Source organism: Streptomyces griseomycini (assembly GCF_014203535.1).
Taxonomy (GTDB): Bacteria; Actinomycetota; Actinomycetes; order Streptomycetales; family Streptomycetaceae; genus Streptomyces; species Streptomyces griseomycini.
In genome coordinates this window covers 94,155-118,432 of sequence record NZ_JACHJI010000017.1, presented here as the reverse complement: position 1 = coordinate 118,432, position 24,278 = coordinate 94,155, and the positions used below count along the sequence as shown (strand labels likewise).

31 protein-coding genes are annotated in these 24,278 nt (G+C 71.9%); 11 read left to right on the top strand and 20 right to left on the bottom strand.

What is annotated here, in order from left to right:
• The first annotated feature begins 170 nt into the window (after nucleotides 1-170).
• The 6 genes from FHS37_RS33070 to FHS37_RS33045 all read left to right on the top strand — a co-directional run bounded on the left by FHS37_RS33070 (nucleotide 171) and on the right by FHS37_RS33045 (nucleotide 5,806).
• Nucleotides 171-737 carry a hypothetical protein gene (locus tag FHS37_RS33070; RefSeq protein ID WP_184828084.1) on the top strand — a complete coding sequence of 189 codons (567 nt, stop codon included), beginning with the start codon at nucleotides 171-173 and terminating at the stop codon, nucleotides 735-737.
• 44 nt (nucleotides 738-781) lie between these two features.
• Complete coding sequence (locus tag FHS37_RS33065; RefSeq protein WP_184828082.1) at nucleotides 782-1,312, top strand: toxin-antitoxin system, toxin component; 531 nt, start codon at nucleotides 782-784, stop codon at nucleotides 1,310-1,312.
• A gap of 10 nt (nucleotides 1,313-1,322) precedes the next feature.
• A complete protein-coding gene (locus FHS37_RS33060) occupies nucleotides 1,323-2,504 on the top strand; it encodes an MAB_1171c family putative transporter (RefSeq protein WP_308439525.1) in 1,182 nt (393 codons plus the stop codon).
• Nucleotides 2,501-3,901, top strand: a complete 1,401-nt coding sequence (locus tag FHS37_RS33055; protein ID WP_184828079.1) for an NAD(P)/FAD-dependent oxidoreductase — start codon at nucleotides 2,501-2,503, stop codon at nucleotides 3,899-3,901. The genes FHS37_RS33060 and FHS37_RS33055 overlap by 4 nt, the downstream gene beginning before the upstream one ends.
• 139 nt (nucleotides 3,902-4,040) lie before the next feature.
• Nucleotides 4,041-4,901, top strand: coding sequence for a ParA family protein (locus tag FHS37_RS33050; RefSeq protein ID WP_184828077.1), 861 nt, complete (start codon nucleotides 4,041-4,043; stop codon nucleotides 4,899-4,901).
• Nucleotides 4,898-5,806 (top strand): hypothetical protein, encoded by a 909-nt coding sequence (locus FHS37_RS33045; RefSeq protein WP_184828075.1) that lies wholly within the window; start codon nucleotides 4,898-4,900, stop codon nucleotides 5,804-5,806. Before FHS37_RS33050 ends, FHS37_RS33045 begins: the two co-directional genes overlap by 4 nt.
• Before the next feature lie 107 nt (nucleotides 5,807-5,913).
• Here the strand turns inward: FHS37_RS33045 and FHS37_RS33040 are convergent, their stop codons facing one another.
• The 20 genes from FHS37_RS33040 to FHS37_RS32950 all read right to left on the bottom strand — a co-directional run bounded on the left by FHS37_RS33040 (nucleotide 5,914) and on the right by FHS37_RS32950 (nucleotide 20,894).
• On the bottom strand, nucleotides 5,914-6,861 hold the full coding sequence (locus FHS37_RS33040; protein ID WP_184828073.1) for an AcrVA2 family anti-CRISPR protein: 948 nt from the start codon (nucleotides 6,859-6,861) through the stop codon (nucleotides 5,914-5,916).
• Nucleotides 6,861-7,211: a hypothetical protein gene (locus tag FHS37_RS33035; RefSeq protein ID WP_184828071.1), complete on the bottom strand. Its 351-nt coding sequence runs from the start codon at nucleotides 7,209-7,211 to the stop codon at nucleotides 6,861-6,863. The genes FHS37_RS33040 and FHS37_RS33035 overlap by 1 nt, the downstream gene beginning before the upstream one ends.
• 128 nt (nucleotides 7,212-7,339) lie before the next feature.
• Nucleotides 7,340-8,068: a hypothetical protein gene (locus FHS37_RS33030; protein ID WP_184828069.1), complete on the bottom strand. Its 729-nt coding sequence runs from the start codon at nucleotides 8,066-8,068 to the stop codon at nucleotides 7,340-7,342.
• Nucleotides 8,065-8,856: a hypothetical protein gene (locus FHS37_RS33025; protein ID WP_184828067.1), complete on the bottom strand. Its 792-nt coding sequence runs from the start codon at nucleotides 8,854-8,856 to the stop codon at nucleotides 8,065-8,067. Before FHS37_RS33025 ends, FHS37_RS33030 begins: the two co-directional genes overlap by 4 nt.
• 112 nt (nucleotides 8,857-8,968) lie before the next feature.
• Entirely contained in the window at nucleotides 8,969-9,469 is a 501-nt protein-coding gene (locus FHS37_RS33020) for a hypothetical protein (RefSeq protein ID WP_184828065.1), read from the bottom strand.
• Entirely contained in the window at nucleotides 9,462-9,782 is a 321-nt protein-coding gene (locus tag FHS37_RS33015) for a hypothetical protein (RefSeq protein WP_184828063.1), read from the bottom strand. The genes FHS37_RS33020 and FHS37_RS33015 overlap by 8 nt, the downstream gene beginning before the upstream one ends.
• The gene (locus FHS37_RS33010; RefSeq protein ID WP_184828061.1) at nucleotides 9,772-10,389 is read right to left on the bottom strand and encodes a hypothetical protein; all 618 of its coding nucleotides are present in this window, start codon (nucleotides 10,387-10,389) and stop codon (nucleotides 9,772-9,774) included. Before FHS37_RS33010 ends, FHS37_RS33015 begins: the two co-directional genes overlap by 11 nt.
• Nucleotides 10,390-10,446: 57 nt before the next feature.
• Complete coding sequence (locus FHS37_RS40650) at nucleotides 10,447-10,578, bottom strand: hypothetical protein (protein WP_268254615.1); 132 nt, start codon at nucleotides 10,576-10,578, stop codon at nucleotides 10,447-10,449.
• Nucleotides 10,579-10,605: 27 nt separating this feature from the next.
• Complete coding sequence (locus tag FHS37_RS33005) at nucleotides 10,606-10,881, bottom strand: hypothetical protein (protein ID WP_184828060.1); 276 nt, start codon at nucleotides 10,879-10,881, stop codon at nucleotides 10,606-10,608.
• Between the two features lie 75 nt (nucleotides 10,882-10,956).
• Nucleotides 10,957-11,643, bottom strand: a complete 687-nt coding sequence (locus FHS37_RS33000; RefSeq protein ID WP_184828058.1) for a hypothetical protein — start codon at nucleotides 11,641-11,643, stop codon at nucleotides 10,957-10,959.
• A 75-nt stretch (nucleotides 11,644-11,718) separates the two neighbouring features.
• Nucleotides 11,719-12,477, bottom strand: coding sequence for a hypothetical protein (locus tag FHS37_RS32995; protein ID WP_184828056.1), 759 nt, complete (start codon nucleotides 12,475-12,477; stop codon nucleotides 11,719-11,721).
• A gap of 152 nt (nucleotides 12,478-12,629) precedes the next feature.
• Entirely contained in the window at nucleotides 12,630-13,214 is a 585-nt protein-coding gene (locus tag FHS37_RS32990; protein WP_184828054.1) for a hypothetical protein, read from the bottom strand.
• A 23-nt stretch (nucleotides 13,215-13,237) separates the two neighbouring features.
• On the bottom strand, nucleotides 13,238-13,645 hold the full coding sequence (locus FHS37_RS32985) for a hypothetical protein (RefSeq protein WP_184828052.1): 408 nt from the start codon (nucleotides 13,643-13,645) through the stop codon (nucleotides 13,238-13,240).
• Nucleotides 13,646-13,768: 123 nt separating this feature from the next.
• Nucleotides 13,769-14,950, bottom strand: a complete 1,182-nt coding sequence (locus tag FHS37_RS32980; protein ID WP_184828050.1) for a phosphoadenosine phosphosulfate reductase domain-containing protein — start codon at nucleotides 14,948-14,950, stop codon at nucleotides 13,769-13,771.
• Between the two features lie 50 nt (nucleotides 14,951-15,000).
• Nucleotides 15,001-15,444, bottom strand: a complete 444-nt coding sequence (locus FHS37_RS32975; RefSeq protein WP_184828048.1) for a hypothetical protein — start codon at nucleotides 15,442-15,444, stop codon at nucleotides 15,001-15,003.
• Between the two features lie 90 nt (nucleotides 15,445-15,534).
• Nucleotides 15,535-16,515: a hypothetical protein gene (locus FHS37_RS32970; RefSeq protein WP_184828046.1), complete on the bottom strand. Its 981-nt coding sequence runs from the start codon at nucleotides 16,513-16,515 to the stop codon at nucleotides 15,535-15,537.
• Nucleotides 16,516-16,607: 92 nt separating this feature from the next.
• Complete coding sequence (locus FHS37_RS32965; protein WP_184828044.1) at nucleotides 16,608-17,033, bottom strand: hypothetical protein; 426 nt, start codon at nucleotides 17,031-17,033, stop codon at nucleotides 16,608-16,610.
• 174 nt (nucleotides 17,034-17,207) lie between these two features.
• Nucleotides 17,208-18,227 (bottom strand): hypothetical protein, encoded by a 1,020-nt coding sequence (locus FHS37_RS32960; protein ID WP_184828042.1) that lies wholly within the window; start codon nucleotides 18,225-18,227, stop codon nucleotides 17,208-17,210.
• 195 nt (nucleotides 18,228-18,422) lie between these two features.
• On the bottom strand, nucleotides 18,423-18,683 hold the full coding sequence (locus tag FHS37_RS32955; RefSeq protein ID WP_190012473.1) for a hypothetical protein: 261 nt from the start codon (nucleotides 18,681-18,683) through the stop codon (nucleotides 18,423-18,425).
• Nucleotides 18,684-18,950: 267 nt separating this feature from the next.
• Nucleotides 18,951-20,894 (bottom strand): hypothetical protein, encoded by a 1,944-nt coding sequence (locus FHS37_RS32950; RefSeq protein WP_184828038.1) that lies wholly within the window; start codon nucleotides 20,892-20,894, stop codon nucleotides 18,951-18,953.
• A gap of 275 nt (nucleotides 20,895-21,169) precedes the next feature.
• On the opposite strand from FHS37_RS32950, the gene FHS37_RS32945 reads away from it, so the two are divergent.
• The 5 genes from FHS37_RS32945 (at nucleotide 21,170) to FHS37_RS32925 (ending at nucleotide 24,227) form a co-directional block, all read left to right on the top strand.
• Nucleotides 21,170-22,075 carry a hypothetical protein gene (locus tag FHS37_RS32945; RefSeq protein ID WP_184828036.1) on the top strand — a complete coding sequence of 302 codons (906 nt, stop codon included), beginning with the start codon at nucleotides 21,170-21,172 and terminating at the stop codon, nucleotides 22,073-22,075.
• 145 nt (nucleotides 22,076-22,220) lie between these two features.
• Nucleotides 22,221-22,772, top strand: a complete 552-nt coding sequence (locus FHS37_RS32940; RefSeq protein ID WP_184828034.1) for a hypothetical protein — start codon at nucleotides 22,221-22,223, stop codon at nucleotides 22,770-22,772.
• An 82-nt stretch (nucleotides 22,773-22,854) separates the two neighbouring features.
• Nucleotides 22,855-23,292 (top strand): hypothetical protein, encoded by a 438-nt coding sequence (locus FHS37_RS32935; RefSeq protein WP_184828032.1) that lies wholly within the window; start codon nucleotides 22,855-22,857, stop codon nucleotides 23,290-23,292.
• A gap of 74 nt (nucleotides 23,293-23,366) precedes the next feature.
• Nucleotides 23,367-23,603, top strand: coding sequence for a hypothetical protein (locus FHS37_RS32930; protein ID WP_184828030.1), 237 nt, complete (start codon nucleotides 23,367-23,369; stop codon nucleotides 23,601-23,603).
• Between the two features lie 177 nt (nucleotides 23,604-23,780).
• The gene (locus tag FHS37_RS32925; protein WP_184828028.1) at nucleotides 23,781-24,227 is read left to right on the top strand and encodes a hypothetical protein; all 447 of its coding nucleotides are present in this window, start codon (nucleotides 23,781-23,783) and stop codon (nucleotides 24,225-24,227) included.
• The last annotated feature ends 51 nt before the right edge of the window (nucleotides 24,228-24,278 follow it).

Below are 24,278 nucleotides of genomic sequence, written 5' to 3'. Positions count from 1 at the left end.
AACGAACGTTCTCGGTTGGGCAACATTCGTTCCCCTGTGCTGGCTTGAGGGCATAGCTTTGTCCCTCGTACGCCTTTCGGACTCCCTGACACCGCAAGGAAGAAGCGCTCGTGAATGACCCTTACCCTCCCCTTACGGAGACTTTGGCCCGCATTGGGAAGCTGTGCAGTATGTGCGGGAAGCCCCTCGACGAGGTCCTGAACACTGCGCGCCTGTCACAGGCAACGGGCGTAACCGAGACGGACGTTCGCACCCTGCTGGACGGCGGCGAGCCGCCGACGGAAGACCCGGACGCCATGGTGCGCCGGCGGGTGCGTTTCCTCTACGAGACACACACCGGTGACGACGGCCAGCCGAAGGACGTGCGCGACATCGCCGCCGCGATCGGTCAAACCACCGTGTGGGTAAGAAGACTGGTCGCGGGGGACGCCAAGCCGAACCTCGTGGTCGGTCACGCCCTGTGCAAGTACTACGGCGTTGCCCCCGGCTTCCTCACCGACTCGCCGGCCGACGCCCTCAACAGAGAACTGCAGCCGGTCGTGTTCGACCTGGAAGTACAGGCCGACCCGGAGAAGACCCTCGCCGACCTTGGCGTGCGCAGCATCTCGGGCAGGAGCCCGATGATGGAAAAGCAGAACTGGGTGGCGCTCGCCCAGATGGTCGCCTCCATGGCCGAGGAGCTGAGATCGGTCAACACCAAGCTCGACCGCTTGCAGAACTCGGAGGGAGGCCGATGAAGTGGCCCATGCCGCGCTCGGTCGCTAAGGAGCAGCGCAAACTGATGGCTGACCTCGGCGCCGCTGTCACCGCGACGGTCAACGTCCCGGCCGAACCCCGGATCGTCTTCCAGGCTTTGTGCCAGGCCATGAGCGACCGGCGCGGCGGCCGCCCGGTCACCCTGTCCATCCGCCCCTTCCCCGAGGCCATGGCGAACAGCACCACCGGATTGTGGCTGGACCTCGAGGACCAGGACGTCATCGTGGTCGAGGAGAACCTCACCCCCGATCACCAGCTCGTCGTCCTCGGACATGAGCTGTGGCACATGCACGCCGGGCACTGCGGCCACGACCTCGGCGGCGCTGCCGTCGCGGCCCGCGCGGCACTGAGCGAGAGCGTCGACTGGCCCGAACTGGCCCGCCGTGTCGCCGCCCGCTCCCACTCCCACCAGGAGGACGAGGTCGCGGCCGAAGGATTCGGTCTCCTCATGGGCAGCCGCATGAACGCCTGGCTCGCCACCCCCGGCACTACCCAACTCGACGACGTCGCCCGCCGTATCGGCAACGCGCTCGGCTACCGCGGATCGCAGGTCTGACGTCGTGAGCATGAGTACCTGGTTCTGGACGATCGCCGTCGCTCTGGGCATCGGCCTGTGCTACAAGCTGCCGTCTGTGCTGCGAGGAGGCCGCAACCCCCTCGCGCGCCAGGCCGCGGGCCTGCTGTTCGCCGCATGCGGGGTGTTCTTCTTCGCCGCCCCCTCCACCATCGCCGCGGTGAACCGTTACACCGGCATCACCAACTTCGCCGCGCCCTGGGTCTACAGCCTGCTGACCGGCTTCAGCGCCTCCTGCCTGCTGCTGATCGTCAAGTGGCGCGGCGGCACCCCCGAGAGCCTGCGCCGCACCACCTGGTGGGTGTACGGCAGCTACGCCACCCTCATCGCCGCGCTCTGGACCTGCTTCGCCCTCAGCGACCACAGCGTCGAACGGCTGCGGGACCTGGACACCTACTACGCCACCACCCCGTGGATGCGGGAAATGATCGTGCTCTACCTGCTGGGGCACACCGGGGCCGTCCTGGTCACGTCCGCTCTGCTGTGGACCTGGGAAAGCCGTGTCCGCGGAACCGGCTGGCTGCACGCCGGCGTTGTCCTGCTCAGCGTCGGCTATGTGATGAACCTCGCCTACGACATAACCAAACTCGCGGCCGTCATCGCACGGTGGACCGGCCGCACCGATTTCGACTGGCTCAGCACCGACCTCGCCCCGCCCATCGCAGGCATCGCCGGGATCCTGGTCGCACTCGGCTTCATCGTCCCCCACGCCGGTGAACGCATGGTCCAGCGAACGGCCGCCCGCCGCGAGTACCGAGCCCTCGCACCCCTGGCCCGCCTCCTGCAGCCGGTACCCGCGGCCTCCGCGCCGGTCGCCCTTGGCCGCTTCGCCCCGCTCGAGCTGCGCCTGACCCAGCGCCGCACATTCGTACGCGACGCCATGCGGCTGCTCCAGCCGTACATGGACGCCGCCCAGTACGACCAGGCCGAACAGGCCTACCGCGAAGGCGGCGCGAAGCCCGCCAAGGCCAAGGCCCTGGCCGGTGCCGCCACCGTCACGGCCGCCGTCGCCCGCCTGCAGGCCGGCGACGACAGGATGCGCGAACAGTCCGCCCGGCCGCCCATCGACAGCATCAGCGACCTCGTCTCCATCTCCCGCGCCATCCGCAGGCTCCCCAAGGATCATGCAGTCCGCTGGGCCGCGGCCAGCCCAGAAAGAAGCGTGACCTCATGAGCACCGCCTCCCCGCAGCATCGGCGCGCCATCGTCATCGGCGGCAGCCTCACCGGCATGCTCGCCGCCCGCGCACTGTCAGACGTGACCGAGGTCATCGTCATCGAACGCGACGCCCTCCCCGAGAAGCCGGAGCCGCGCACCGGCCTGCCCCAGGCCCACCACACGCACATGCTGTGGTCCGGAGGCGCCGACGCCATTGAGGCCCTGCTGCCCGGCACGGCCAAGGAACTCGACGCCGCGGGCGCCCACCGCGTACCGCTGACCACCGGCATGGTCGCCTACAGCCCGAAGGGCTGGTACCGGCGCTGGCCAGAGAGCCACTACTCCATCGCCTGCAGCCGTGACCTCCTCGACTGGGTGATCCGCGGCCAACTCCTCAAGCACGCCGGCGGCCGCGTCACCGTCATGGAACGCACCACCGTCCTCGGCCTGACCGGCAGCGCCACGGCGGTCACTGGCGTCACCATCCGCCGGGACACCGGGGAGGAGGACACCCTCCTCGCCGACCTGGTCGTCGACGCCAGCGGCAAGGGCTCACGCACCCCGCACTGGCTCGGCGAGCTCGGCGCACCGCAGCCGGAGACCCGCGAGGTCGACTCCGGCCTCGTCTACGCCAGCCGCATCTACCAGGCCCCGCCCGGCCTGCCCGCCTCCTGGCCCATCATCAACGTGCAGCCCGACCCCCGCGCCGGCGTGCCCGGCCAGACCGGGGTCATCCTGCCCATCGAGGGCGGCCGCTGGCTCGTCACCCTCGCCGGCACCCGCGGCGGCCAGCCCACAGCCGACCCCGAGGACTTCCAGCGCTTCGCTCTCGGACTGCGCCACCCCATCGTCGGGGAGCTGCTCGACAAGGCCAAGCCGCTCACCTCCGTGCAGGTCACGCACATGACCGCCAACCGGCGCCGCTTCTACGAGAAGACCACCATGCCCGAGAACCTCCTGGTGCTCGGGGACGCGGTCGCCGCGTACAACCCGACCTATGGACACGGCATGTCCGTCGCGGCGCAGAGCGCCGTCACCCTAGGCGAAACGATCAGCCGTCACGGCTGGAACTCCCCTGGCCTGGCCGCACGGGTCCAGAAAGCCGTCGCCCGGCACACCAGTATCGCTTGGGTGTTCGCCACCGGCACGGATGTCTTCTACGAGGGCGCCACCGCCACCGGCCCCACCCTCGCCGAGCGGGCAGCCGCCCGGTTCGTTGACCGCCTCACCTACACCGCCACCGGCTCCGGCCGCGTCGCGCGGGCCCTCACCGACGTCATGACCCTCCAGGCCGGCCCCCAGGTCCTCGCCCACCCCGGCACCCTCATTGCGGCCGCCGTGGGCCCCCTGAAACCGCAGCTCACCCAGCCGCCGCTGACCGCCGAGGAACGCGCAGCCGTCGACTACACCTGACCAAGATCGTTCTTGCCCAATTGGGCAACCACCCCGGGCCCCGTACGAGTGACGTACGGGGCCTTACCACGTACCGGATCCAGCACGGATACGGACTCGCTGCCCGAAACGGGGCGACGGTCTGACTATCGTCCCTCCCATGGCAGAAACCACCACCGGGCCCGTCATCGGCGCCCAGGCGCTCAGCACGCCACCGATCAGCAAGGAAGGCGACCGCGACCGACGCGCGCGGATCATCGCCATGTGCAACCAGAAGGGCGGCGTCGGCAAGACGACGTCGACCATCAACCTCGCCGGCGCGCTCGCCGAGCACGGCCGCCGCGTCCTCGTCGTCGACGGTGACCCCCAGTGCAACGCCACCACCGGCTTCAAGGTCCCCGTCCCCGGCCCCAACGACCTGACCCAGGCGAAGGCCGTACTCGACGCCCTCGACCCCCAGCCGCTCATCCGCGAGACGAAGGTGCCCGGCATCCACGTCCTCCCGGCGAGCCTGGACATGGCCGGCCTGTCCGTCGCCCTGCGCGACACCGGGACCGGCCTGACGCTGTACCGCCTGATGCTCGACAAGCTGCGCGGCCTGTTCGACGACATCCTCGTCGACCAGCGGCCCGCCCTCGAGCTGGACACCGACTCGCAACTGGTCGGCTCGGACGCGGCGATCATCCTCACCGACGTCGACCAGTGGTCCATGGAAGGCCTCAAGCGGCAGCTCGCCCAGCACAAGCGGGCCATGGCGCGCGCCGAGCGCGACGACTTCCAGGTCCTCGGCCTGGTCATCGGCCGCGTCACCAAGCCCATGGGGAACTTCGACGCCGCCGTCTACAAGCTACTCAAGAGCCACCCCACCGTACGGTGCCTGGGCGAGGTGCCCGTCCGGTCGGCCGACATCAAGGAGGCCCGCAACCAGGGCCTGCCCGTCTGCCAGTTCCGGCCCCGCACGGACACCGCGGACTTCTTCCGCGCGATCGCCGCCAACGCAGGGCTGGTGAAGGCCGCATGAGCGACGACACCTTCGGCCTGGGCTGGGGCGACGAAGACGAACCCGAGACGACCGCGGACACCCTCACGGCCGTCGACACAACTCGCGAGGTCCAGCGCCAGCAGACACAGGCCCGGCTGATCGCCGAGCAGGTCGAGGCCGCCGTCGAGGCGGTCAGGCCCGGCCTGGACAAGATCCCCGACCCGGTCGCCCCGGCCGGCGAAGGCGACCTGACCGCCGAGGAAAAGGAACGCCTGGACGTCTGCGTCAGCGGCGTGGAGCTGCTGTCGACAGCGTTCTGGATCGCGGGCAAGTCGCTGGACACCATGGCCGTCGGCCGCCTGTTCCGGCGCATCCCCCACAAGCTCCAGCCGGGCGAGTACTACCAGACGATCGAGGAATGGGCCTGGCTGGAGCACGGCATCAAGCAGTCGCGGTGCTCCAAGCTCCGCGCCGCCTGGACCCTGGGGGAGGCCCTCGCCGCGCGCGGCTACAACGCCCCCGAAGGACAGGTCCGCGAGCTCGTTCCGCTCAAGAACAAGTACGGCCTGAACGCCGGCGTCGCCCTGTACGAGATCGCCGTCGAGCAGCACGGCGCGGACAAGGTCACAGCCGAACGGCTCCGGGACCTGGTCAAGCTCCTGCCCGACGACTTGGCACTCAAGGACAACGAGGACGCCGACCAGATCGCCCGCATGCTCGAGGGCGTCCTGGAGAACGCCGAGCCGAAGGAGCTCCCGGCGAGCAGCGGCATCCCCCCCGCGGTCCGCCGCAACGTCGAACGGCGCGCCCTCGCCCTGGCGGACGCCCTCAACCGCGGCCGCATCCCGCGCGTCGAGGTAGAACGCCACCTGCTGGAGGCCTTCGTCGAGGATCCCACTGTGTTCGACGCGGTTCTCGCCCGTATGAAGAAGGAAGCCAAGTAGGCGCCTCACACCAGAACGCACGGAGGCCCGGCCATAGGGAGTGGCCGGGCCTCCGCGCGTGTGGACCTCACCTGCAGCATAGGACAGTTGACGCCCGCAGCCGCCGGTCACATGGCGCGCAGCCCAGGGCGCGGAGCCTCCAGGCTCACCCGCCACCGGACCGGCTCGTTCGCCGGCTCCCACCGCGGCCCGCCGCTGTCCTGCACCGGCCGGGCCCGCTCGGGCCGCTCGCCCGGCATGTCCCACCGGCTGATCACTACGTCCGGGTCCGTGACCGCCTCGACGACGGGCCACACCTGGAACGGCAGCGTCTGAGAGAACTTCGCCAGCGCCTCCGCGGGGTCCTCGTTGTCCCCCAGGCCGGGGAAGTGCTGCAGCACCGTGGCGAGGGACTCGTGCGCCCCTTCACGGCTGGAGGCCAGGAGCGTCGGCCGGTCGAGCATCACGGGGTGCGGGGCGAGCCCTTCCCAGGTGCCGTCCGTGTCCACCACGATCCGCAGCTCCGGCCGCCCGTTGTTCACGTCGTGCTCGAGGTGGATGAACACACCCAGCGGCCACGGCAACGGTCCCACCTGCGTCGGCCGGTTCCTCTGGGGGAGCGCCACGTACACGCAGTGCTGCGGCATGCCGCCGGTGTAGCGCTCCTGGCGCAACACCGGGTCGGCCGGCACGCCCGGCGCCTTCCACAGCCGGCGGATGTGTCGGTCCTGGGCGTCCGCCTCCAGCCAGTACACCCCCTTCGTCAGGCGCCACGCCGCCAGTGCCGCGAGCCGGCCCATGTCCGCCGTGCGCGGGTCGGTGGCCGTGAGCCGGTTGAGCCCGCCCCCGGAGGCAACCGCGTACGACGCGCCCATCGGCAGCCAGCACCAGTCCGGCCAGTCCGGCATCCCCGGGGCGCCCTTCTGCCGCACCATGCGGTTGAGCTGAGCGAACGCGTCCGGGTACCGCTTGCGGACCTCGGCGAGGTACCGCCGGGTGCGCTTCACGGCCAGCGCGGTGACCTTCTCGGCGTCGTCGCCGGCCTGGGGGATCAGGCCACGGCCCGGCTTGCCCATCACATCCCTCCCCGGCCGCCGTCGAACTCCTCGTCCTCCTTCTCGACCACCAGGTCGATGTCGGGGTCGTACGGCAGCGGGGAGAGGACGAACCCGTCGACCACCCGCCAGCCGGCCCGCTCCACGGCCCGCACCGGCGCGGGCACCAGCCGGTCCAGCAGCGCCTGGCGGGGCGGGGCGTCGCCCAGGGAGCCGTCGTCGAGGACGGCGAGGATGCTGTGCCCCCCGTCCAAGACATAGCAGTGCCACGGGGCCAACTCATCGGGCAACGGCCGCGGGTAGGTCCGCCCGCGGACGGCCATGCGCCCGAGGGACTCGACAATCACCTCGGCCGGGTCAACGCTGGTCACGCTTCCTCGTCTCTGTAGATACTGGTACGGGGCGGAACCAATTCGCCTGGTTCCGCCCCGCTCACTCTTCCGCATCGCACTGACAGGTGCGGTGCCTTTGGTCATGCCGGGGCGGACGCCCCACGGGGCTACCGCCGGAGGTACGGCCGCATCAAGCACTTGCGCAGCCCGAGGCCCTCCGTGCACGCGTGCGGCTCGTCCTGCGGGTGCGCCCTGCGGATCGCTTCCCGCTCCTCCTCGCTGAGGCTCTCGATGTGGTCACGCGCGGACATGGCGGCCTCCCACTGGTTTTCCGGTAGCCAGCCGCACGAGCACAACGCCGCGCGGACCGTCGAGCGCATGCCGTACGAAGCCGGCACGGGCAGCTCGATCAACGGCCGAACCAGGACGTGCGGCCCGAGGTCGTCACGCTCCAGCGGCTTCAACATGCCCAGGGCGCGCGCGACATCCGCGGCCGCCAGGGCGACGGCCGCGGCGATCTCCCCACCACGGTTGTCGATCCACCAGGACGCGGACGTCTGGGCCAGCATCGCCGCCTCGATGATCCCGGCCGGGTCCCCCGTCACCTCCGGGTACTTCTCCGGCCACCAGGTCGCGGACTCGCGGACCTTGACGACGGCGGCCGCGCGGATCGTCTCCGCCCACGCCACTTGCCGCTCGCTGCCGGTCAGCGCGGGCCAGCCGGCGGCCTGCGCCGCCGCGGCGTTCTCCGCGTTCTCCTTCTGACGCTGGGCGTCCACGCAGTCGCTGCAGTCGCCCTGCTCCATCCGCTCAAGAGCCCACTCGCGCCGCTTGGTCGGGCCGGTCAGCTCCACCCGCTCCTGGTGCCCGCACGCGCGGGTGACGTCGTACTTCACTGGGATTCCCCCTCGTCGGTGTAGAGGATGCGGGCGGCGGTCTCATCCATCTCGTCGGGCACCGGCCCCTCGCAGCAACCCGCGTCCGCCAGCCAGGCGTCCACGGTGGGGCGCGATTTCCCGGACCAGGCCGTCATGTCCGCCTTGAAACCGCGCCGCAGCCTCTCGCCCTGCTCGCGCGCGGCGTTGCGCATCAGCTGGCCCAGGCTGTCCTTGGCGTCCGCCACCTGCGCCTCCAACTCGGCCAGGCGCACGCCCTGCACCATCACCCGCTGTTCCGCGGTCAGCTTGGGGGGCCGGTGGGTGTCGAGGAACTGGGCGAGCTCGCGCGCGGTGACGTCCCAGTCCCGCACGACCGGGTCGAAGTTGACGTCGGTCTTGTTCCGCTTCATCCCGCCGATGTGCGCGTCGGACAGGTAGTGACGGCGCAGCGCGGCGTGGTGCATCTCCTCGACGGTCTGCCCGAGCATGGCCGCCTGACGCTCGGCCCGCTCCCCGGTGGGCAGCGGGTCCTTCGCCAGCAGGGCCGGCCAGATGTCCTCCTCGGGCCGGAGCGGGGGCCAGTCCAGCTCACCGGCCTCGGCGATGACGTGCCAGTCGTACAGGGCCGGGTGCTCCTCCGTCCGGTCCGACGCGAGGACGGGGCACGCCCACGCCATCGTGAGGCTCGGCCGGATCAGCAAGGTCGCCGCCCACTTGGGGGTGGGGGAGGTGTGTCCGAGTCGGGCATAGGCGCGCTGGAGCTGCTCCTGGGTCACGTAGTTCGCGGTGTACGCAATCTCTGTCATGTAATGCACCTTACCGTAATCGTAAAGCTCTTTACAATGCTTGGGGGTGGGAAACATACCGCCCGGCCGCCGCACCCCATCGCGCGGCCGCCGGGCGGCACCCCCCAGCCGGTCAGGCAATCTCCATCCCGGCGTGACACGCCGAGTGATCCCAGTCCCCGGCGACGGGGTAGCCGCAGAAGCACGTGCCCTCGACCGCGGGCAGGCTCCGCATGCGGCGCTGCAGCGCGACCATCAGGTCAGTGCGGTGAATCCACCCACGCTCGCTGACCATCTCCAGGAGCTGCGCCCGGCCGCGCTCATACGCGTCGAACGCCACAGCACCTCGCGGCATGGGCCCGTGGGTCGACTCCCACGCCAAGCGCGTTCCGGTCTCGTCCTCGTGCTGGGCGATGAACCCGTAGATCCGGCTGCACCGCATCGTGTCGAGCTCGTCCAGGCGCCAGATGTTCCGGTCGGCGTCCTGCCACCAGGTCGATTGGAACAGCAGGTCCGACCAGTGGTCGACCGGCTCCCGGCGGCCGCGGAAAATTGCGAAGTGGTCGTCGAACTGCAGCTCCTCGAGCTGGGCCCGACGCTCGGCACGGCCACGGTCCAGGGAGACGCTACGCACGGCACGCCCTCCTGCCGTACCCACGCTCGGCCAGGCCGGCGGCGGCCTTCATGATGGCGAGCCCGTCGGGGTGGTCGTAGACGGCCCGCACGATCGCGTCATGCCACGCCTGCAGACCGCGCAGCGTCCGGCCGGCCGCGGCGTCCTTGCGGCGCGCGGCCTCGAGCTGCTGCTCGACCGTGGGGCAGTGGCACACCTCGAGGTCGGGGTTCTCCACGCGCGCGTGACACCCGGGGATCAGATAGCGGCCGCCGTGCCCGTCGTCCCACCAGTGGCAGGCCAGCGCGCGGCCCGCGGCCGGCTCACTCGCCACGGGACGGCTTCCTGCCCACCCGGCCGTGCAGTTCCTCACGGGCGGCCTGCCAGTCCTCGGCGCTGGGCGGCAGGATCTGGAGCGCGCCGAGGACGGCCCGCAGGATCGTGCCCGGGTCGGCCCCCGGCTCGCCGGCGGCACCCTCGATCGCGTGCCACGCCCGGTCGTGCTCGGCCGGGGTGAGCACGTACGGCTTCCGCGCTCCTGCGGCGATGCGCTGCTGCGCGAACTGCGCGGTCATGGCGAGCGCGTCGCGCAGCTCCGGCAGTCGGCCGGTGAGGACGACGACGGGCACCGTGGCGGACTCCTCGTCGTCGTTCGCCTGCCGGGTCACGGTGAACGTCGTCCAGGGGGCGCTCGGCGTCACGCTGAGGCTGTCGCCCGTGTGGTCGGCGGCGTGGTACTCGCTGCCGGTGTTGAGCGCGGCGTCGAGCTCGGCGACCTGCTCGATCGTCAGCCACATGGACACCTGGTCGCCGCCGTGGGCGAGGTTCTCGGCCTCGACCCACACGTACGGCTCTCCGTTCCCGTCGACCGCGGTGCGCAGGTTCAAACGGTGGTTCTGGCCGTCGGTGTAGCAGTACGGATAGGTGAGCTGCTCGGGCACGGGGTGCTCCGTTCTCGTTGGGCCGCCGGGTGGTGCACCGCGGCGGTGATCGGGGGGTCAGGCGGGGCGGGGGACGGACAGGCTGGGGAGCCCGAGCGGCCACGGCCGGCGGCGGGCGAACTCGGTGCGGTCGGCCCTCCAGCGGCCGGAGTTCGGCTTGCGGCGGCGGGGCGTGACGGTCCAACGCATGGCGGTGCCTTCCTGGGCGTGTGAGGGTCAAGCGGCTCGGGTGTCGTTCGGGTCGGGCACGACGCGCAGGTGACGCGGGCGGGCGGCGCGCTTGCGCTCGGCGGTGCGCTCACGGTTCCGCTGCGAGCGCTCGTCCGGCAGGCGCCAACCGTGCTGGGCTTCTTCCAGGACGGCGCGGCGCGCGGCCTGCTGCTCCGGCGTCGACGTCGCGGCCGGCGTCTTGCGCGCCTGGCTGTCGACGTCCGAGCGGCCGAACCTGCCGGTCGGGATGGCTTCGGCCATGAGGCGCTCGTACGGCGTCATCTCGCAACTCCTGCCGGGGGCTCGGGCGGGTGGTGAGCGGGGGGCCGGGCGCGCGGGGCGCCCGGCCGGGGTGGGCTACTTGACGGCGTCGCCCGGGTCCTGCTCCGGCGCGTCCGGAACCCCCGGGCACCAATTGCGGTAGGAGGCGCCGATCCGGTGCTCCGGGTGCGGCCAGCGGGTCCCGCACAACGGGGACGGGCCCCCGACGGCGGGCGTGCCGTTGGTGCCGTCCGCGGCCGGGGCCGGCTGGTCCGTGGGCTCGGCCAGCACCCCCGGACACGGCTCGTAGTAGCGGCCCATCTCGTGCGCCGGGTGCGGCCAGTGGGCCCCGCACTTGCCGTAGGCGTTTTTGTTCAGGAACGGCCCGTTACCCCAGCAGTAGCGGGGGCGGCCGTACAGGGTCCAGGTGTGCCCGGCGTGGTCGTGGAGTCCGCCGCACGTGGACCGCGGCGACCGCTCGTCGCGTACGTCGTCGATGAGGGCGCGCACGGCGGCGACCGCCTCGGTGAAGGCGTCGAGTTCCTCGCCGGACAGCGCGGCGATCCGGTCGCGGCTGATGTGGCCGAGGAGAGCGGTGTCGACGGCGGGCGGGACGGCGCCCAGCTCGTCCGCCTTGCCGTCCAGCCGCAGAGCGGAAATGAGGATGGCGTCGTGGGTCAACTGGTGCGCGGTGTTCGGCAGCTCCAGTTCCGTGCGGCGCAGGTAGCGTGCGGCCCGGCGCAGGGTGGGGATGTCCTTCGGGGTGAAGTCGACGGAGTCCATCGGTGTCCTTCCAGGGACATGGGTTGCGGAAGATGCCGGGGCGCATGAGGGAACGTCGCGCCCCGGCAAGCTGTGTCAGGACAGGTGGGAGCCGCTGAGCGCGGAGAGGTAGGCGGCGACCGTCTCGGCGACCTGGACGGAGTGGGCCGCGCAGTCCACCAGGGCGGTCCCGGGGTGCTCCAGGAGCGCGTCCCCGATCGGCTCCCCGTTGGCGGAGTGCCGCCACACGGTCCAACCCCGGTGCTCCGCGGCCGGGTGGTCGACGGTCGTCTCGTCGCTGCCGGAGATGGTCAGGTACTCCGTACCGTCGGCCGCGGCCGCGGGCAGCGGCACGAGGTAGCACGACGCGTCGAGCTCGGCGGTGATCCCGTACGTCTCCAGCTCGTCCAGCAGCACACCGTCAGCGGTGGCGGCCGGGGGCGCGGTGAGGTAGTCCGCGATGAACGCGGCGCACTGGGCGGTGTCGGTGGCCGGGTCGGTCCGCTTGCCGGTGAACACGGGCGCCTCGGCACGGCCGTTGTTGAAGTTCACGCGCCAGGTGGCAGCCCGGCCCTCCAAGGGTTCGTCGACGAACAGCGCGTCCTCTTCCCAGTCGTAGACGTAGGCGACCAGGTGCGGCGTGCCGACGCCGGGGAAGTCGTCGCCGTCCAGGTTGACGAGGAGCCAGGAGTTACCGGCGTCGTCGTCGTGGTGGACGGTCACGCCCCACTCGGCGAGCGCGTCGGCCATCTGCTGGCCGGCGCTGCCGGGGACGAACGTCGACACGGCGCGCGTTGCCGTGGAGTACGCATTCACCGCGAGCGCGGGAACGCCGGGAAAAACGGCAGAAGACATAAGGGTTTCCTCGCTTTGTGGTCCGTCGGTGGTTGCTCTCCACCAACACCCCGAATAGTACACCCATGTAAATTTCTGGGGTAGGGGAATGCAGAAACAGAAGCGGGGACCATCCACCAGGACGATCCCCGCCACACGCTCCGGCCGCTCGGCTACGTGTTCACCGGGCCCAAAAACACCGCAGGCCGGCCGTCGGCGTAGCGCAGCCGCAGGGTGACATCGTCCCGGTGCCGCTCGAGCGTCACCCCGTCGTGCCGTAGGACATCGGCCACCAGGTCGACCACCTCGTCCCCGCTGAGGACCTGGATCACCTCCTCGCCGCCGTCCGGACCGACGACGGCATGCCGGTAAGTGCCGAGTTGGTCAATCTCCGTCAGGGCGATGTACCGGCGGGCCCGCTCGGCGTACTGCGTGAGGCCCACCGCCCGCATGCGCCACTCGCGCGGCGGCAGCGCGGGCAAACCGAGGACCTCCGTCCACCCGCCCAGCAACGCGACCGTGCACCGGTTCCCACGCTTGCGGCGCGCAGGCGTGCCGTCCATGCGCAGCCGGTCACCGGTCGCCCATACGGTGTCGGAGCCCTCCACGGTGGTGAGCTTGGCTTCCTCCACGCGGAGCAGGTAGGGCCGGCTGTTCGGAATCCCCGTCAAGGCCTCCGTCACCGTGATGGTCCGGCCCACCAGGGCGCGCACCGCCTCCGGCTGCTCCTCGAGCCCCTGGCGCTGTTCTTCGGGCATCGTCGTCTCTCCCGTCCGGCCGGTCAGTCACCCAGGTCCATATGCGGGTCCTCGAGCGCGGCCCGGTCGCGGACCCTGCCACCGTCGAGGGGCAGCATCTGCAGTACGGCGCTCAGGACGGCGGCGGCCGACTCCGCGGCGGCCGCCGCAGCCCACAGCCGCGCGGCCTCCGGCGACCGCTCCGGGCCGGTGGCCGCAACCGGGCTGTACGCCTGGCGGGTCTCCAGGACCGGCAGGGCGTCCCGAGCGGCGCCCAGGTGGACGCGCAGGGTGTGCACCAGCTCGGAGTACGCGACACCGGCGCTCACCCGCTCCTCGACGGGCAGCGTGGCGTCCAGCGCGGTCTCCCGCTCGCGGGCCAACCAGACGTCGAGCTGGTCCAGCGCTTCCCGTAGTCCGTTGGCGTGGGCGAGGGTGTCGAACGAGGGCATGGTGTGGGTCCTTCTCGGGAGGGTCGGACGGTGGTCAGCCTGCCATCTGTCACTGACAGGCGGGCGCCGAAGCGCGGCTCGTCGGCCCGCGCCGGGACGGGCCCAGCGCGGGCGTGGTGCAGATCAGGCGGTGAGGTCGTAGCGCGTGCGCAGCTCGTCCACGCGGGCGAGGTACGCGGCCGTCTTGCGCTTGCCGACGTACTTGGACAGCTCCGTCCCCGCCGGCGGCCACTTGGCGGGCCCCTCCTCCGCCTCCAGGACCTGGGCGCGGCGGATGATCTCCCGCATGGACAAACCCTTCTTGAAGTCGGCCCCGACCTTCACTTCGGTCGCAGCGTAGGCCGCGGCGAGCTCCGGCATCCGGCGCGCACCGTTCACCAAGTCGCTGTTGCACCCAAGGACACAGAACACACAGCTCAAACGCCGATTTCCCCAGTCATAAGCCGAGTGGTACGGCAGACCGGACCGGCCGATCTCCTGCCACACGGCGGCGTCACTCCAGCCGTGGATAGGCCGCCACGTGGTGACGTGTCGCTTGCCGTTGCTCGCCCCGCGGTTGATCTCCACCTCGGCGAGCTTCGCCCGCTGAGTGCTCTCCGCGGCCCGCTGCCCGATGCACTCCAGGATCCGCACGGGCCGGCCCAGGTGCGCGAGCTCCGCGACAAGCCGCGTGTAGAGAGTCCGGATCGGGCCCCGCTTCGCGTCTGGGGTGCACCAGCGCGCGGAACTCGACGGCCACGCCGGCGGAACCGTCACCGCGGCCGGGTCCTCGCCCCGCTCGATGGCTTCCTGTTCCGCCTTCGCCTTGAGCTTGCCGTACCTGATCTCGACCCGGTCGAGGAGATCGGCGCCCTGCGCCCGGACCACCTCGAACCGGCGGACCCCGGCGAGCCGCGCCTGTGCGGCCGCCAGCTCGAGCGTGCCGCCCCACTCGACCCGACCCAGGTCCGCATGAACAACGACGACCTTGCCCAGCATCCCCAGGGCCCGCGCACGCTCGACGACGTGCGACAGCATCGCCTGCGAGTCCTTACCACCCGAGCTCGAGATAACAACCCAGTCGGCGTTGCGGATCAGCTCATCCGGCACGGTTGTCGACGGCTCGAGGGGCACGGACGCGTGCACCTTGCGCGGGGACCGCTTCCGCTTCGGCTTCGCCGGCGCGGCGGCCGCGGGCGCGGCCTGGACGACGAGCTGTTCCACAGGGGCGGACCGGCGCGCGAACCGGCCCTTCACCTTCAAGGTGGGGCGGCCCTGGGCGGGCGTCTCGATGGCGGGAAGGTCGAACAAGGCGGCGGTCTGCATGGCGGGCGTCCTCGAGGGGCGTGGAGCGGACAGGGAGGGGCGGGCGGCGGTCAGCGGTACCAGTGGCCGAACTGGTTTCGCGCGGTCACGTACATGTCCACGTGCGTCTCGGCGGCCCACGGCGACGGCGGCACCTCGTACCGGACGACCGCGCCGAACCGACAGGTGGAAACGACGGTCGCGGTGACGTCGTCCACGAGGGTGATCACGTCGCCGGGCTCCAGCCCCAGGTAATCCGGCGTGGGCGCGTTCGCCTCGGCCCTCCACCAGGTGCCCCACGCCTTCGGCTCGTGCGGGGCCTTCGGGAGCGGCGCGAACCGGTCGCCGGGCCGGTGGTCGACCCGCTCGGCCGTGCCCTCCTTCGGGCTGTAGAGGTGCCCACGGTCGTACGCGGCCGGAACGCTCGAGACGGGCATCTCTCCCAACGCGAGCGGGACGCGCGGCCGCACGGGGGCCAGGGCGGCGGGGAAGTCGAACAGGGCGATGGTCTGCATGGCGTGGTCCTCAAGGGGGCGTAGGGCGGGCGGAGAGGGGCGGATGCGGGCCCGGGGCGCGGTGGGGACGCGCCCCGGCCGGAGGGGCGGTCAGACGCTTTGGACGGCCGGGGCCGGGGGGAAGCGGGGCACTCCGCGCAGCTCTCCGACGGGGACGGACAGTTCCGAGGTGCGCAGACGGCGCACGGCGAACCCCTTGTCCCGGCGGACCGCCGCGACGACCGCCGCGTGCCGCATGGCTGCCTTCCGCGCCCGGGGGTCGTCCTCGGCCTGTACGCGGGTGAGCTCCGCGCCCTGGGCGTCCGTGATCGTCCACCAGTCGGTGATCTCACCCTCGGGCTCCGGGGGCAGCTCGGGCAGTTCCTCCAGCGCGGCGAGCGGGACACGGAGCGCCTTGCCGCCCTGCTGCATGCTGAGCACCTCGACGGTGCCGTCCTGGTCGGGCCCGGAGTTCACGACGACGACGTCCCGCTCCGTGGAGCCCTCGGGCACGTAGATGGCCGGGGAACCGGCCGGGAACCGCTCGGCGAGCGCCTGCACCTCGGCGGCCGGCTGCGGGTGGCCTTCCTTCGGGCAGACATACGGGAACGCCGCGGTGGCGGCCTCCTTGAAGCCAGCGGCCATGTATTCGCCGAAGTGGCTACCGCCGTACAGGTACCAACCGGTGTCCGGGCACCCGTCGGCCACGTTGCGGGTGCGGCGCTCGAGCTCGAACTTCACGCCCTCGTACTCCGCGGTCCACTTGCGCCCCGGCCTCTCGCAGGTCCAGCCGATGCCCTCGACGTCGACGACCCGTGTGCGCTTCTCGGGCCCGCTGCCCTGGGCGGCCTTCACCTTGTTCGCGGCGTTGACGCCGTGGTGGGTAAGGACCCAGTCGCGCACACCCGACTTGACGAACGCCAGGGACGACGTCAGCCGGCGGGGGCGGATCCACTGGCGGCTCAGCATGATGTCAAGCGTGCGGCCCCTGGCATCGGACGGGATGCGGTGCTGGGGGTCGGCGAGCGCGGCGAGCAACAAGCGGGCCTGGTAGTCGGTGGGGACGGTGTCGATGCCGGTCTTCGTGGCCATGGCGGGGTGTCTCCTCGAGAGGTTGCGGTGAGCTGGGGGAGGGTGCCGGGGCGCGGCGTGTACGGTCGCGCCCCGGCGGGAGGGGGGAAGGGCTACGGCTGGACGTCGGTGCGGTCGTAGAAGCTCGCCAGGCCCCGCTCGAACCGCGCCCGGGAGAGGCGCAGCGTCGGGCGGGCGAACTCGGTGCGCACGGCGTCCTCGTACGCCTTCTCGGCGACGGCGCGGTGCTCGTGGTCGGTGGCCCAGTAGGCGTTGATGGACCAGTAGTCGACGGCGAACCGGCGGCGCTGGGTGACCGGGTCGATGTACTCGATGAACCGGATGACCAGGTCCGCGCTGCCGTCGTCGGCCTTGATGACCGACTCGCGCAGCTCGTCGCCGCTGAGGATGTTGAACATGTACGCCTGGTCCTGCTCCGCGGGCACGTCGGTAAGGCCCAGGTGGTGCAGGACGGTGCGCATCGGCCCGTACTGCTCGGTGAGCTCGGCCAGGGCCTTGATGGTCGGGGCAGCGTTCACGGGGTGCTCCTCCTTCGTGGTGTGGCGGGTTGCTCTCCCGCCAACACAGAGAATAGTACACCCAGGTAAATCACGTCTAGGGACTCCCCAGGAAATCCTGGAGACAGCACCCCAGCGATTCGCCATGGATGCACATTCCAGGAGCCCTGGGGACCCTACGTGCCCGGGGAGCTGTCAGGCCGCGGGGGCGTACCGCTGGCGGTCCGCGCTCACCTCCGGCCAGATGGCGGCCGCCATGCCCGGATTGAAGTGCTCCACCTGCTCTCGGCTGATCACGACGTTCGTGGTCCCCTCCGGGAACCGGGCCGCCACGGGCACGCGCCTACGGGGCGCGCGGCGCGGCTTCACCGGCATGGGCGGGGGCACCACCAGCGCCGGCCGGGCCTCCGACACGGGGAACAGCGCCCCCTGCCCGTCCCGCGCGTACCGCTCGGCGTCCGCCTCGTCGGCCTCCCGCGCGCACGCCGCGTCGACCTGCCGGAACAGCTCCACCCGCTCCGCCTCCAGGCGCTCCGCCTCCACCCGGGCGGCCTCGAGGGCGGCCAGGCGCTCCGCCTCGGCGACCGCTGCGGGCACCATCCGCGCCATGAGGGCCGTCACCGCGCTGTCGTCGGCCCGTTCGAGGTCGACCCCGCCCGCGGCGGCCCGCACCTCCTCGGCGACCGCCCGGCTCTGCTCCCACAGCGGCCGGGAGCTGTCCCGCTCGACCGCGGCCGGCCGGGGGGCGCCCAGACCGGCCACCAGGGACCGCAGGACGCCCGCGCGGAACTCCCGGACCCGGGTGCGCATCGTGGACGCGTCCTCGTACGCCAGGTGCGGCTCAGCGGCCACGGACCGCTTCCACTGGCCGAACACACGCACCGCGCGCGTCGCCAGGGCCTCCACCTCGTCCAGGACCCGCTCCAGCGCGACCAGGTACCGGGCGAGCTCCCGGGCGGGCCCGTCGACACACAGCCGGCGCATGTCCAACCACCCGTTCCGCTCCCCGTTGCCCCACTGCTCCTCGTAGATGGACCAGCGGCGGTTGACCTTGTACGGCGTCGACGCGTCCAGGCCGTGGACCTGGGCCAGGGCCCAAGCGACGTCGTGGTGCTGCTGCGCCCTGCGCTTGGACGGGTCGGGGAACGCCAGATCGGCGGTGAACCGGCCGGGGGCCGTCTCGTGCGGGCGGGGGATCTCGACGTGCGCGCTCATGCGCGGGGTCCTCTCTTCGTGGTCGTCGGCGGCGCTCTCCGCCAACGCTTGGAATGATACACCCTAGAGAATATCCAGGGGGAGAACGGCGAGGCTGGCCAGGATTTCCGCAGATGGAGACACGTTTGACTCGCATGGGACGGATGGACACGCTCACCCGGGGTTGCCGTTCCAGTCGCTCACGGCGGGGCCGAGTCAGTGGCTGCGGAACAGCCGGGCGAGACGGGACCGGCCACGGCCGCGCCCCTCGTACGCCCGGACCATCGCGGCGACCGTCTCCGGGGCCGGCGGCTGGTGCCACTCGACGACGAGCACCAGGCGCTCCCGCGGGTCCGCGTACGGCCGCTCGAGGGTGAGCGTCGCCCCGCCCTGGGTGGTGCGCCACAGCATCCATACGCGGTCGGTGTCATAGGCCCGCTGCACCGTGTCCGACGGACGGGCCGGCGGCAGACCCAACAGGCGGGCCACCTCATCCGTGAACGACACGAACGACTGCGGCGATGGGCCGGGGAGATGGGAGCGAATCCAAGAGGGGAGCATGAACGGCTGAGCCTTCCTCACAGCGCCCTACAGCACCCCGACGGACACCGAGGGCAAGAGAGCAACGACAGGGCAGGAGAGACGGGTTTCTGGACTTTCTGGACCGTCCACACGCGCGCGAGCGCGTATGGGCCGCCGGGATGCCGCCCACCGGGGCGGGTGGGCGGCATCCCGGGGTCGTGGTCAGGGCCGGCGGTCGGTGACGTACTCGACGGGGACACCGACGAGGAATCGGGAGCTGATAACCCGGTGGGTGTTGACAGCCGCGTCTTCCCGTCCGTCCCGGCGGGGGAACTTCACGACGAGGGGCGGGTGCGCAGGGATGAACATCCCCTGGGGGGTGTCGACCCCGGCCGTGATGGTGGCGGTGATGCTCCAGCCGGTACCGGAGTCGCTGGCGCAGTGGACGCGGACCTTGGGGGTGCCGGTCACGATGGCGGACAGCTCCTCACGCGTGCTTTCAACGGCGTTGTACGCCAGGGCGGCCGCGCGGATGTCGGGTGCCGTGGCGGGCATGTCGGTGCCGTGCATCCGGTGCGCGCGCGGGGCGACGGAGAGGATGACCGTACGGGCCTGCTCGACAGCGGCAATGGCCGCCTTCCTGGCCTCGGCGCGGGCGGTGAGGCCGGTCGCGTCCTCCAAGGCGCTCCGGGCGTCATCGACGGCCCGGTACGCGGCCATGATCTGGGCGTGCTGCGCATGGTCCGCCGAGAACTCCAGCAGGTGGCGGGCAACCAGGGTGAGGCTCTCGTCGTTGATGGTGAGACGCGCCTGGACGGTGGACTCGTACGCGGCGAGCGCGACGAACAGGGTTGCGGAGTCGGCCGGGCTCTCTCCGGCTTCGGCAAGCACGCGGCGGCCGACTTCGGCGGCGACCCCGCCGGCGGCGACGTCCTGGTGCGCCTCGACGGCCGGGCGCTGCTCCTCGGCGGGACGGTGGGCGAACACGCACAGGGACGACCGAAGCATCGGCTCCACGGTCCAGCCGCGGCACTCGAGCCGGTACGAGAGGCAGTCCAGGGACGGGCCGAAGGCGGGGTCGTCGTGCCGGACGATCCGGCCGCCCTCGAGCCAGTAGACAGCGACCCGGTCACCTTCCCGCGGCTGGACCAGGTACCCGCGCACGTTCACCTCGTCGCCGGTCGGCTCGGTCACGTCGTGGTGCTCCGTCATGGTCGCGGCGGCCATGTTGTCGAGAGCGGCACGGGCGGCCACGACGTTGGGGTGCGCGGCGTTGCTCGGGGTGCTGCCGGTGGCCGTGCCGTCGTGGGTGACGACCAGGCCCTCCAGCACACGGCGCGCGGGCGTCCGGTCGGGGGTGCGGGCGTCGATGCGGGCCTGAACGGCGGCCGGGGCGGGCGCGCCGTGCTCCTGGTGCTCGGCGGCGATCCGGTCGTCCATCTCGGCGCGGTGCTCGGCACGCTGGGCGTCGGCCTTGGCCTGGATACGGGCGAGCGCCTCGCGCTGCTGCTCCCGGACGGTGGGGACCTCCTCGGCGGCCCGCTGGGGGGCGTAGCGGCGGGTGTCGCAGATGATGGCGCCGGTGGCGTCCTGCTCGACGGGCCGGCCCGCAAAGCGGCGGTTGTTCACGATGGTGCGGATGCGTGCGGCGGGGATGCCCTCGCGGCGCGGCACTCCGTCGATGTAGAGGGTGTGCGGGGCGTCGACGACGTCCTCGGGAAACGGCATCAGGTGGCGCGGCTGCTTCCACAGGCGGATGGTGACCGGCTCGGCGTGGTCCAGCCGGCGGGGGGCGGGGCGGTTGGACAGACGCACGCTGATCGCGTCGTTCAGGACGCGGTCCCAGCCGCGGGGGTCGTCGTGGCCGCCGTCGGCGATGCTGTCGCGCAGTGCCTGCACCTCGTCGCGGCTCATGTGGTGGAGCTGCTCGCGGATCGCCCAGTAGCGCTCTTCGTCGGTGAAGATGACGCGGCAGCGCTCCGAGGCGGCGCGCTTGCGGATGATGCGGCGGACCGTCTCCTTGTTGGCCTTGCCCTGCTCCTTGAGGGCGTCGCGGGACATGACGGCGTCGACCAGGTCGTGCGTGATGACGCGGTCGTTGTGCAGTCGGGCGGAGATGAAGACCTGCAGCGCCATCGCTTCGGCGCGCTCGGTGGCAGTGATCATCGGGTGCTCCTCGGTTCGTGGTCCGGCTGGGGATGCTCGCCCCGGCCCGCCGTTGTGGCGTGCCCTGACCGTACAGCCGTACCGGCAGAATATGCAACCCAGATAAATCACGGGGGTCGGAATGACTCGAGGAATTCCGGTCTTCACCTGCATTTTCTAGAGAGTTGAGAGATCAGGGGTTGCGCAACATTCATGAGGGTGTACTGTTCTCCTCAGCGGTTCACCCCGCCGCCCTGGAGAGCGCCGGGGCCCACCACGAACGGAAGGAACACCCCATGAACGCCACCCTCACCCCCGCGGCCCGCGCCGCTTCCCTCTTCGCCGGCGCCTTCAACAGCGTCTTTGAAGACGACGCGAAGATGTACATCCGCCTCCGCACCGCTGACGAGTCCTGGTCCGTGCGCGGCATGTTCCAGTCCGGAGAGATGGACTTCGCCCCCGCCGACGTCTCCGCCTTCCTGCAGGCGCTCACCGCCGTGATCGCCGACAACCGGCCGGCCGTGGTCGCCGTCTCCGTGCACGACCACTACGACGACGTGCACGGCATGGGCTACGCCTGGAACCTCGCCGACGGCGCCGTCCTGGACGCAGAGACCGCCGCGCCCCTGTTCCTCGAGACCATCGAAATGCGCGGCGCCGCGGAGCCCTGGATGACGCTGCAGGGCATGGCCAACCCCACCCTTGAAGGGATGGAGGACACCGCGCTGACCGACGAGGTCAAGTACGTCATCGCCACCCACGGCGCGCCGGTCATCCTGAGCGTCGACGGCACCGTCACCATCCGCATGAACGCCGGCGACGCCGACGGCGCCCGCGAAGCGCTCGAGGAGATCGAGTTCGAGGACTTCGACGTCGAGATCCCCACCTGCGACGGACACGTCATCGGGTACGTCACCGTCGACGACGCGGAGAGCGCCGAACTGGCCGACGACGACACGGTGCCCGGCACCGTCACCCTGAGCGCCCCGGGCACGATCACCGTCCGCATGAACGCCGCCACCCCCTCCGCCGCCCGCACCGCGCTGCAGACGCTCGCGCTCAAGGACTTCACCGCCGCGTTCACCACCCGCGACGACCACGTCATCACCCGCATCACGCTGGGCGACGCCGACAGCGCGGAACTGCACGCCCTCGGCGACATCTCCGCCGACGAACTCCCCCACGAGATCGTCACCCTCTGACCCCGCACCGCACCGCCCGCCACACCCGGCGGGCGGTGCGCCCCGCCCCCGCGCCGGCCCGCCCGGCGTAGGCGCAGGGCGCACCGCCCTACCGGCCCCGGAGAGCAACCGGGGCCCCACCACCACGAACCGAAGGAACACCCCGATGCGCAACGTCCGCCGCTTCTTCACCCGCCGGCCCCGCCCGGCCGCGATCATCACCGCCGGACTGGCGACCGTCATCCTGGGCACCGCGGCCGCCCTGGGCGCCACCCCGGGCACCGACACCACCGCGGCCCCCGCGCCCCGCCCCAGCGTCTCCGCCACGGCCACCGAGGAGCCGCTGGTGACCGCCTACAACGCCGGCTGGAAGGCGGGCGTGGCCGCCCTGGGTGACAGCAAGGTCCCCACCTACTCGAACGCCGTCGGCGACGGCAGCGACCCGGGCACGGTCGCGTGGCATGACGGATGGGTCGACGGACAGGCGGACGCGCTCGGCGTGCCGGACGAGTGCCGCGGAGAGATCGAGTACGCCGAGCTGTGCGCGACCGTAGCGGCCCGCGAGGCGTACGCCTACACCGACACCGATGGAGTCACCCACGCCGTCCCCAGCGGCCGCGAGCAGCTCGCCCGCCTGGACGCCACCCCGGGCACGGACGCGTTCGCCGCAGCCCTGTTCGAGCTTGACACCCAGTGGGTCCAGCGCAACGAGCCGTGAGCCGGCCCGCCCACCACTGACCACCCGCCGGGGCGCCCCTGCCGCGCCCCGGCCCCTCCCCCCGTACTGCAGAGAGGCCCCCGTGTCCAAGCCCCGCATCCCCGCGAAGCACATCGAGCAGCTCCGCACCGCCCTGGAGAACGCCGGCGTGCCCTTCACCGCCACCCTCAAGCCCGGCAAGGCCCGGACGTTCGAGGTGACGCACCTCGGCCGCACGTGGGAACTGGCCTACGCCTTCCAGACGGGCGGACAGGCCGTGTGGGCGCTGACGGGCCCGGGGGCCGATTACGAGTGGGGGCCCGGCCGCTTCACCAGCGAGTGCGTGGAGGCCATCACCGCGCCCGTCGCCGAGCCGGAGCCCGAGCCGGTCGACCCGCACCCGGGCGCGCCCCGTACACACCTCGGGTTCGAGCTGCCGGAGTTCGTCCGCGCCGAGTGGGACTCCCCGCGCGCCGAGTGGTTCCGCCTCGGCCTGGCCGCCGCCGTCGGCAAGCTCCCCGACACCCGCCCCCGCGCCTGACAGCTCCCCACCCCTACCGGGGCGCCCCGCACGGCGCCCCGGCCGCCCGCACCGCCCCCAGACAGGAGAGACCCATGAGCACTGCCACCAGCCCCCAGGGCCGCGACTGGTCCGCCATGCGCCGCGCCGACTTCGACGAGGGCGCGCCGCTCGCCCTGGTGGACACCGACGAGGTGAAGCGGCCCGTGCTGGCCGTGCCGGACGCCTACGGCACCGACGCCCTGTTCGGGGACGAGCCCACCGGCCGCCGGGCGCCGCGCACCAGCCGGTCCGCCCCGCCCCCGGCCGCGGACGCCGACACCCTGTTCTGACCGGAACGGCGACCCCAAGGGAACGCACCCGCCCCTCCCGGACGGAGTCGGGCGCGTGTCCATCTGCGGAAACGCTGGCCGGTTCTGCCGTTCCGCTTCCCCCTAGATTCGTGAGGGTGTACTATTCGTGGTGTTGGTGGAGAGCACCGCCAACGACCACGAACCGAGGAGCACCCCATGGCTTCTGCCCGTACCCACAAGGTCGACCCCCGCCGCGCCGCACTCCGCGACCGCGCCCGTACCGCCCGCGAGATCCGCGCCGCCGTGAAGGCCGTGAACGCCGGCCCCGCGGCCACCTCCGCCCACCTCATCGCCGGTGGCGTCACCCCGCTGGTCGCCCACAACTACGCGGCCACCATCACGAAGAAGGCGAAGGCCGCCGACCGCATCCCGGGCGCGGGCACCACCACGAAGAAGCGCAAGGGCAAGAAGGGCCTGACCGTCGCCCGCACCGGCGACCTCGCCCGCAAGAAGCGGCACCGCGTCGTCCCCGCCGCCCTGTGGACCCGCGAGGACATCCGCGCCGTCGCCCTGACCGGGTACCGGCCGAAGAACGACGAGGTGGCCGCGTTCCTCGCCGCGCTCGCCCTCGGCCGCCCGGCCCCCGCCCGCGCCGCCGCCTGACCGGACGCAACCCCCGCCGCGCCCCGACCCCGGGGCGCGGCCCCCTCCCCG

What these genes read in the sequence shown, in the direction of transcription:
- FHS37_RS33070 (WP_184828084.1), top strand. Translation starts at nt 171, where the DNA reads ATGTGCGGGAAGCCCCTCGACGAGGTCCTGAACACTGCGCGCCTGTCA.
- FHS37_RS33065 (WP_184828082.1), top strand. Translation starts at nt 782, where the DNA reads ATGGCTGACCTCGGCGCCGCTGTCACCGCGACGGTCAACGTCCCGGCC.
- FHS37_RS33060 (WP_308439525.1), top strand. Translation starts at nt 1,323, where the DNA reads ATGAGTACCTGGTTCTGGACGATCGCCGTCGCTCTGGGCATCGGCCTG.
- FHS37_RS33055 (WP_184828079.1), top strand. Translation starts at nt 2,501, where the DNA reads ATGAGCACCGCCTCCCCGCAGCATCGGCGCGCCATCGTCATCGGCGGC.
- FHS37_RS33050 (WP_184828077.1), top strand. Translation starts at nt 4,041, where the DNA reads ATGGCAGAAACCACCACCGGGCCCGTCATCGGCGCCCAGGCGCTCAGC.
- FHS37_RS33045 (WP_184828075.1), top strand. Translation starts at nt 4,898, where the DNA reads ATGAGCGACGACACCTTCGGCCTGGGCTGGGGCGACGAAGACGAACCC.
- FHS37_RS33040 (WP_184828073.1), bottom strand. Translation starts at nt 6,861, where the DNA reads ATGGGCAAGCCGGGCCGTGGCCTGATCCCCCAGGCCGGCGACGACGCC.
- FHS37_RS33025 (WP_184828067.1), bottom strand. Translation starts at nt 8,856, where the DNA reads ATGACAGAGATTGCGTACACCGCGAACTACGTGACCCAGGAGCAGCTC.
- FHS37_RS40650 (WP_268254615.1), bottom strand. Translation starts at nt 10,578, where the DNA reads ATGCGTTGGACCGTCACGCCCCGCCGCCGCAAGCCGAACTCCGGCCGC.
- FHS37_RS33005 (WP_184828060.1), bottom strand. Translation starts at nt 10,881, where the DNA reads ATGACGCCGTACGAGCGCCTCATGGCCGAAGCCATCCCGACCGGCAGG.
- FHS37_RS33000 (WP_184828058.1), bottom strand. Translation starts at nt 11,643, where the DNA reads ATGGACTCCGTCGACTTCACCCCGAAGGACATCCCCACCCTGCGCCGG.
- FHS37_RS32995 (WP_184828056.1), bottom strand. Translation starts at nt 12,477, where the DNA reads ATGTCTTCTGCCGTTTTTCCCGGCGTTCCCGCGCTCGCGGTGAATGCG.
- FHS37_RS32990 (WP_184828054.1), bottom strand. Translation starts at nt 13,214, where the DNA reads ATGCCCGAAGAACAGCGCCAGGGGCTCGAGGAGCAGCCGGAGGCGGTG.
- FHS37_RS32985 (WP_184828052.1), bottom strand. Translation starts at nt 13,645, where the DNA reads ATGCCCTCGTTCGACACCCTCGCCCACGCCAACGGACTACGGGAAGCG.
- FHS37_RS32980 (WP_184828050.1), bottom strand. Translation starts at nt 14,950, where the DNA reads ATGCAGACCGCCGCCTTGTTCGACCTTCCCGCCATCGAGACGCCCGCC.
- FHS37_RS32975 (WP_184828048.1), bottom strand. Translation starts at nt 15,444, where the DNA reads ATGCAGACCATCGCCCTGTTCGACTTCCCCGCCGCCCTGGCCCCCGTG.
- FHS37_RS32970 (WP_184828046.1), bottom strand. Translation starts at nt 16,515, where the DNA reads ATGGCCACGAAGACCGGCATCGACACCGTCCCCACCGACTACCAGGCC.
- FHS37_RS32960 (WP_184828042.1), bottom strand. Translation starts at nt 18,227, where the DNA reads ATGAGCGCGCACGTCGAGATCCCCCGCCCGCACGAGACGGCCCCCGGC.
- FHS37_RS32950 (WP_184828038.1), bottom strand. Translation starts at nt 20,894, where the DNA reads ATGATCACTGCCACCGAGCGCGCCGAAGCGATGGCGCTGCAGGTCTTC.
- FHS37_RS32945 (WP_184828036.1), top strand. Translation starts at nt 21,170, where the DNA reads ATGAACGCCACCCTCACCCCCGCGGCCCGCGCCGCTTCCCTCTTCGCC.
- FHS37_RS32940 (WP_184828034.1), top strand. Translation starts at nt 22,221, where the DNA reads ATGCGCAACGTCCGCCGCTTCTTCACCCGCCGGCCCCGCCCGGCCGCG.
- FHS37_RS32930 (WP_184828030.1), top strand. Translation starts at nt 23,367, where the DNA reads ATGAGCACTGCCACCAGCCCCCAGGGCCGCGACTGGTCCGCCATGCGC.
- FHS37_RS32925 (WP_184828028.1), top strand. Translation starts at nt 23,781, where the DNA reads ATGGCTTCTGCCCGTACCCACAAGGTCGACCCCCGCCGCGCCGCACTC.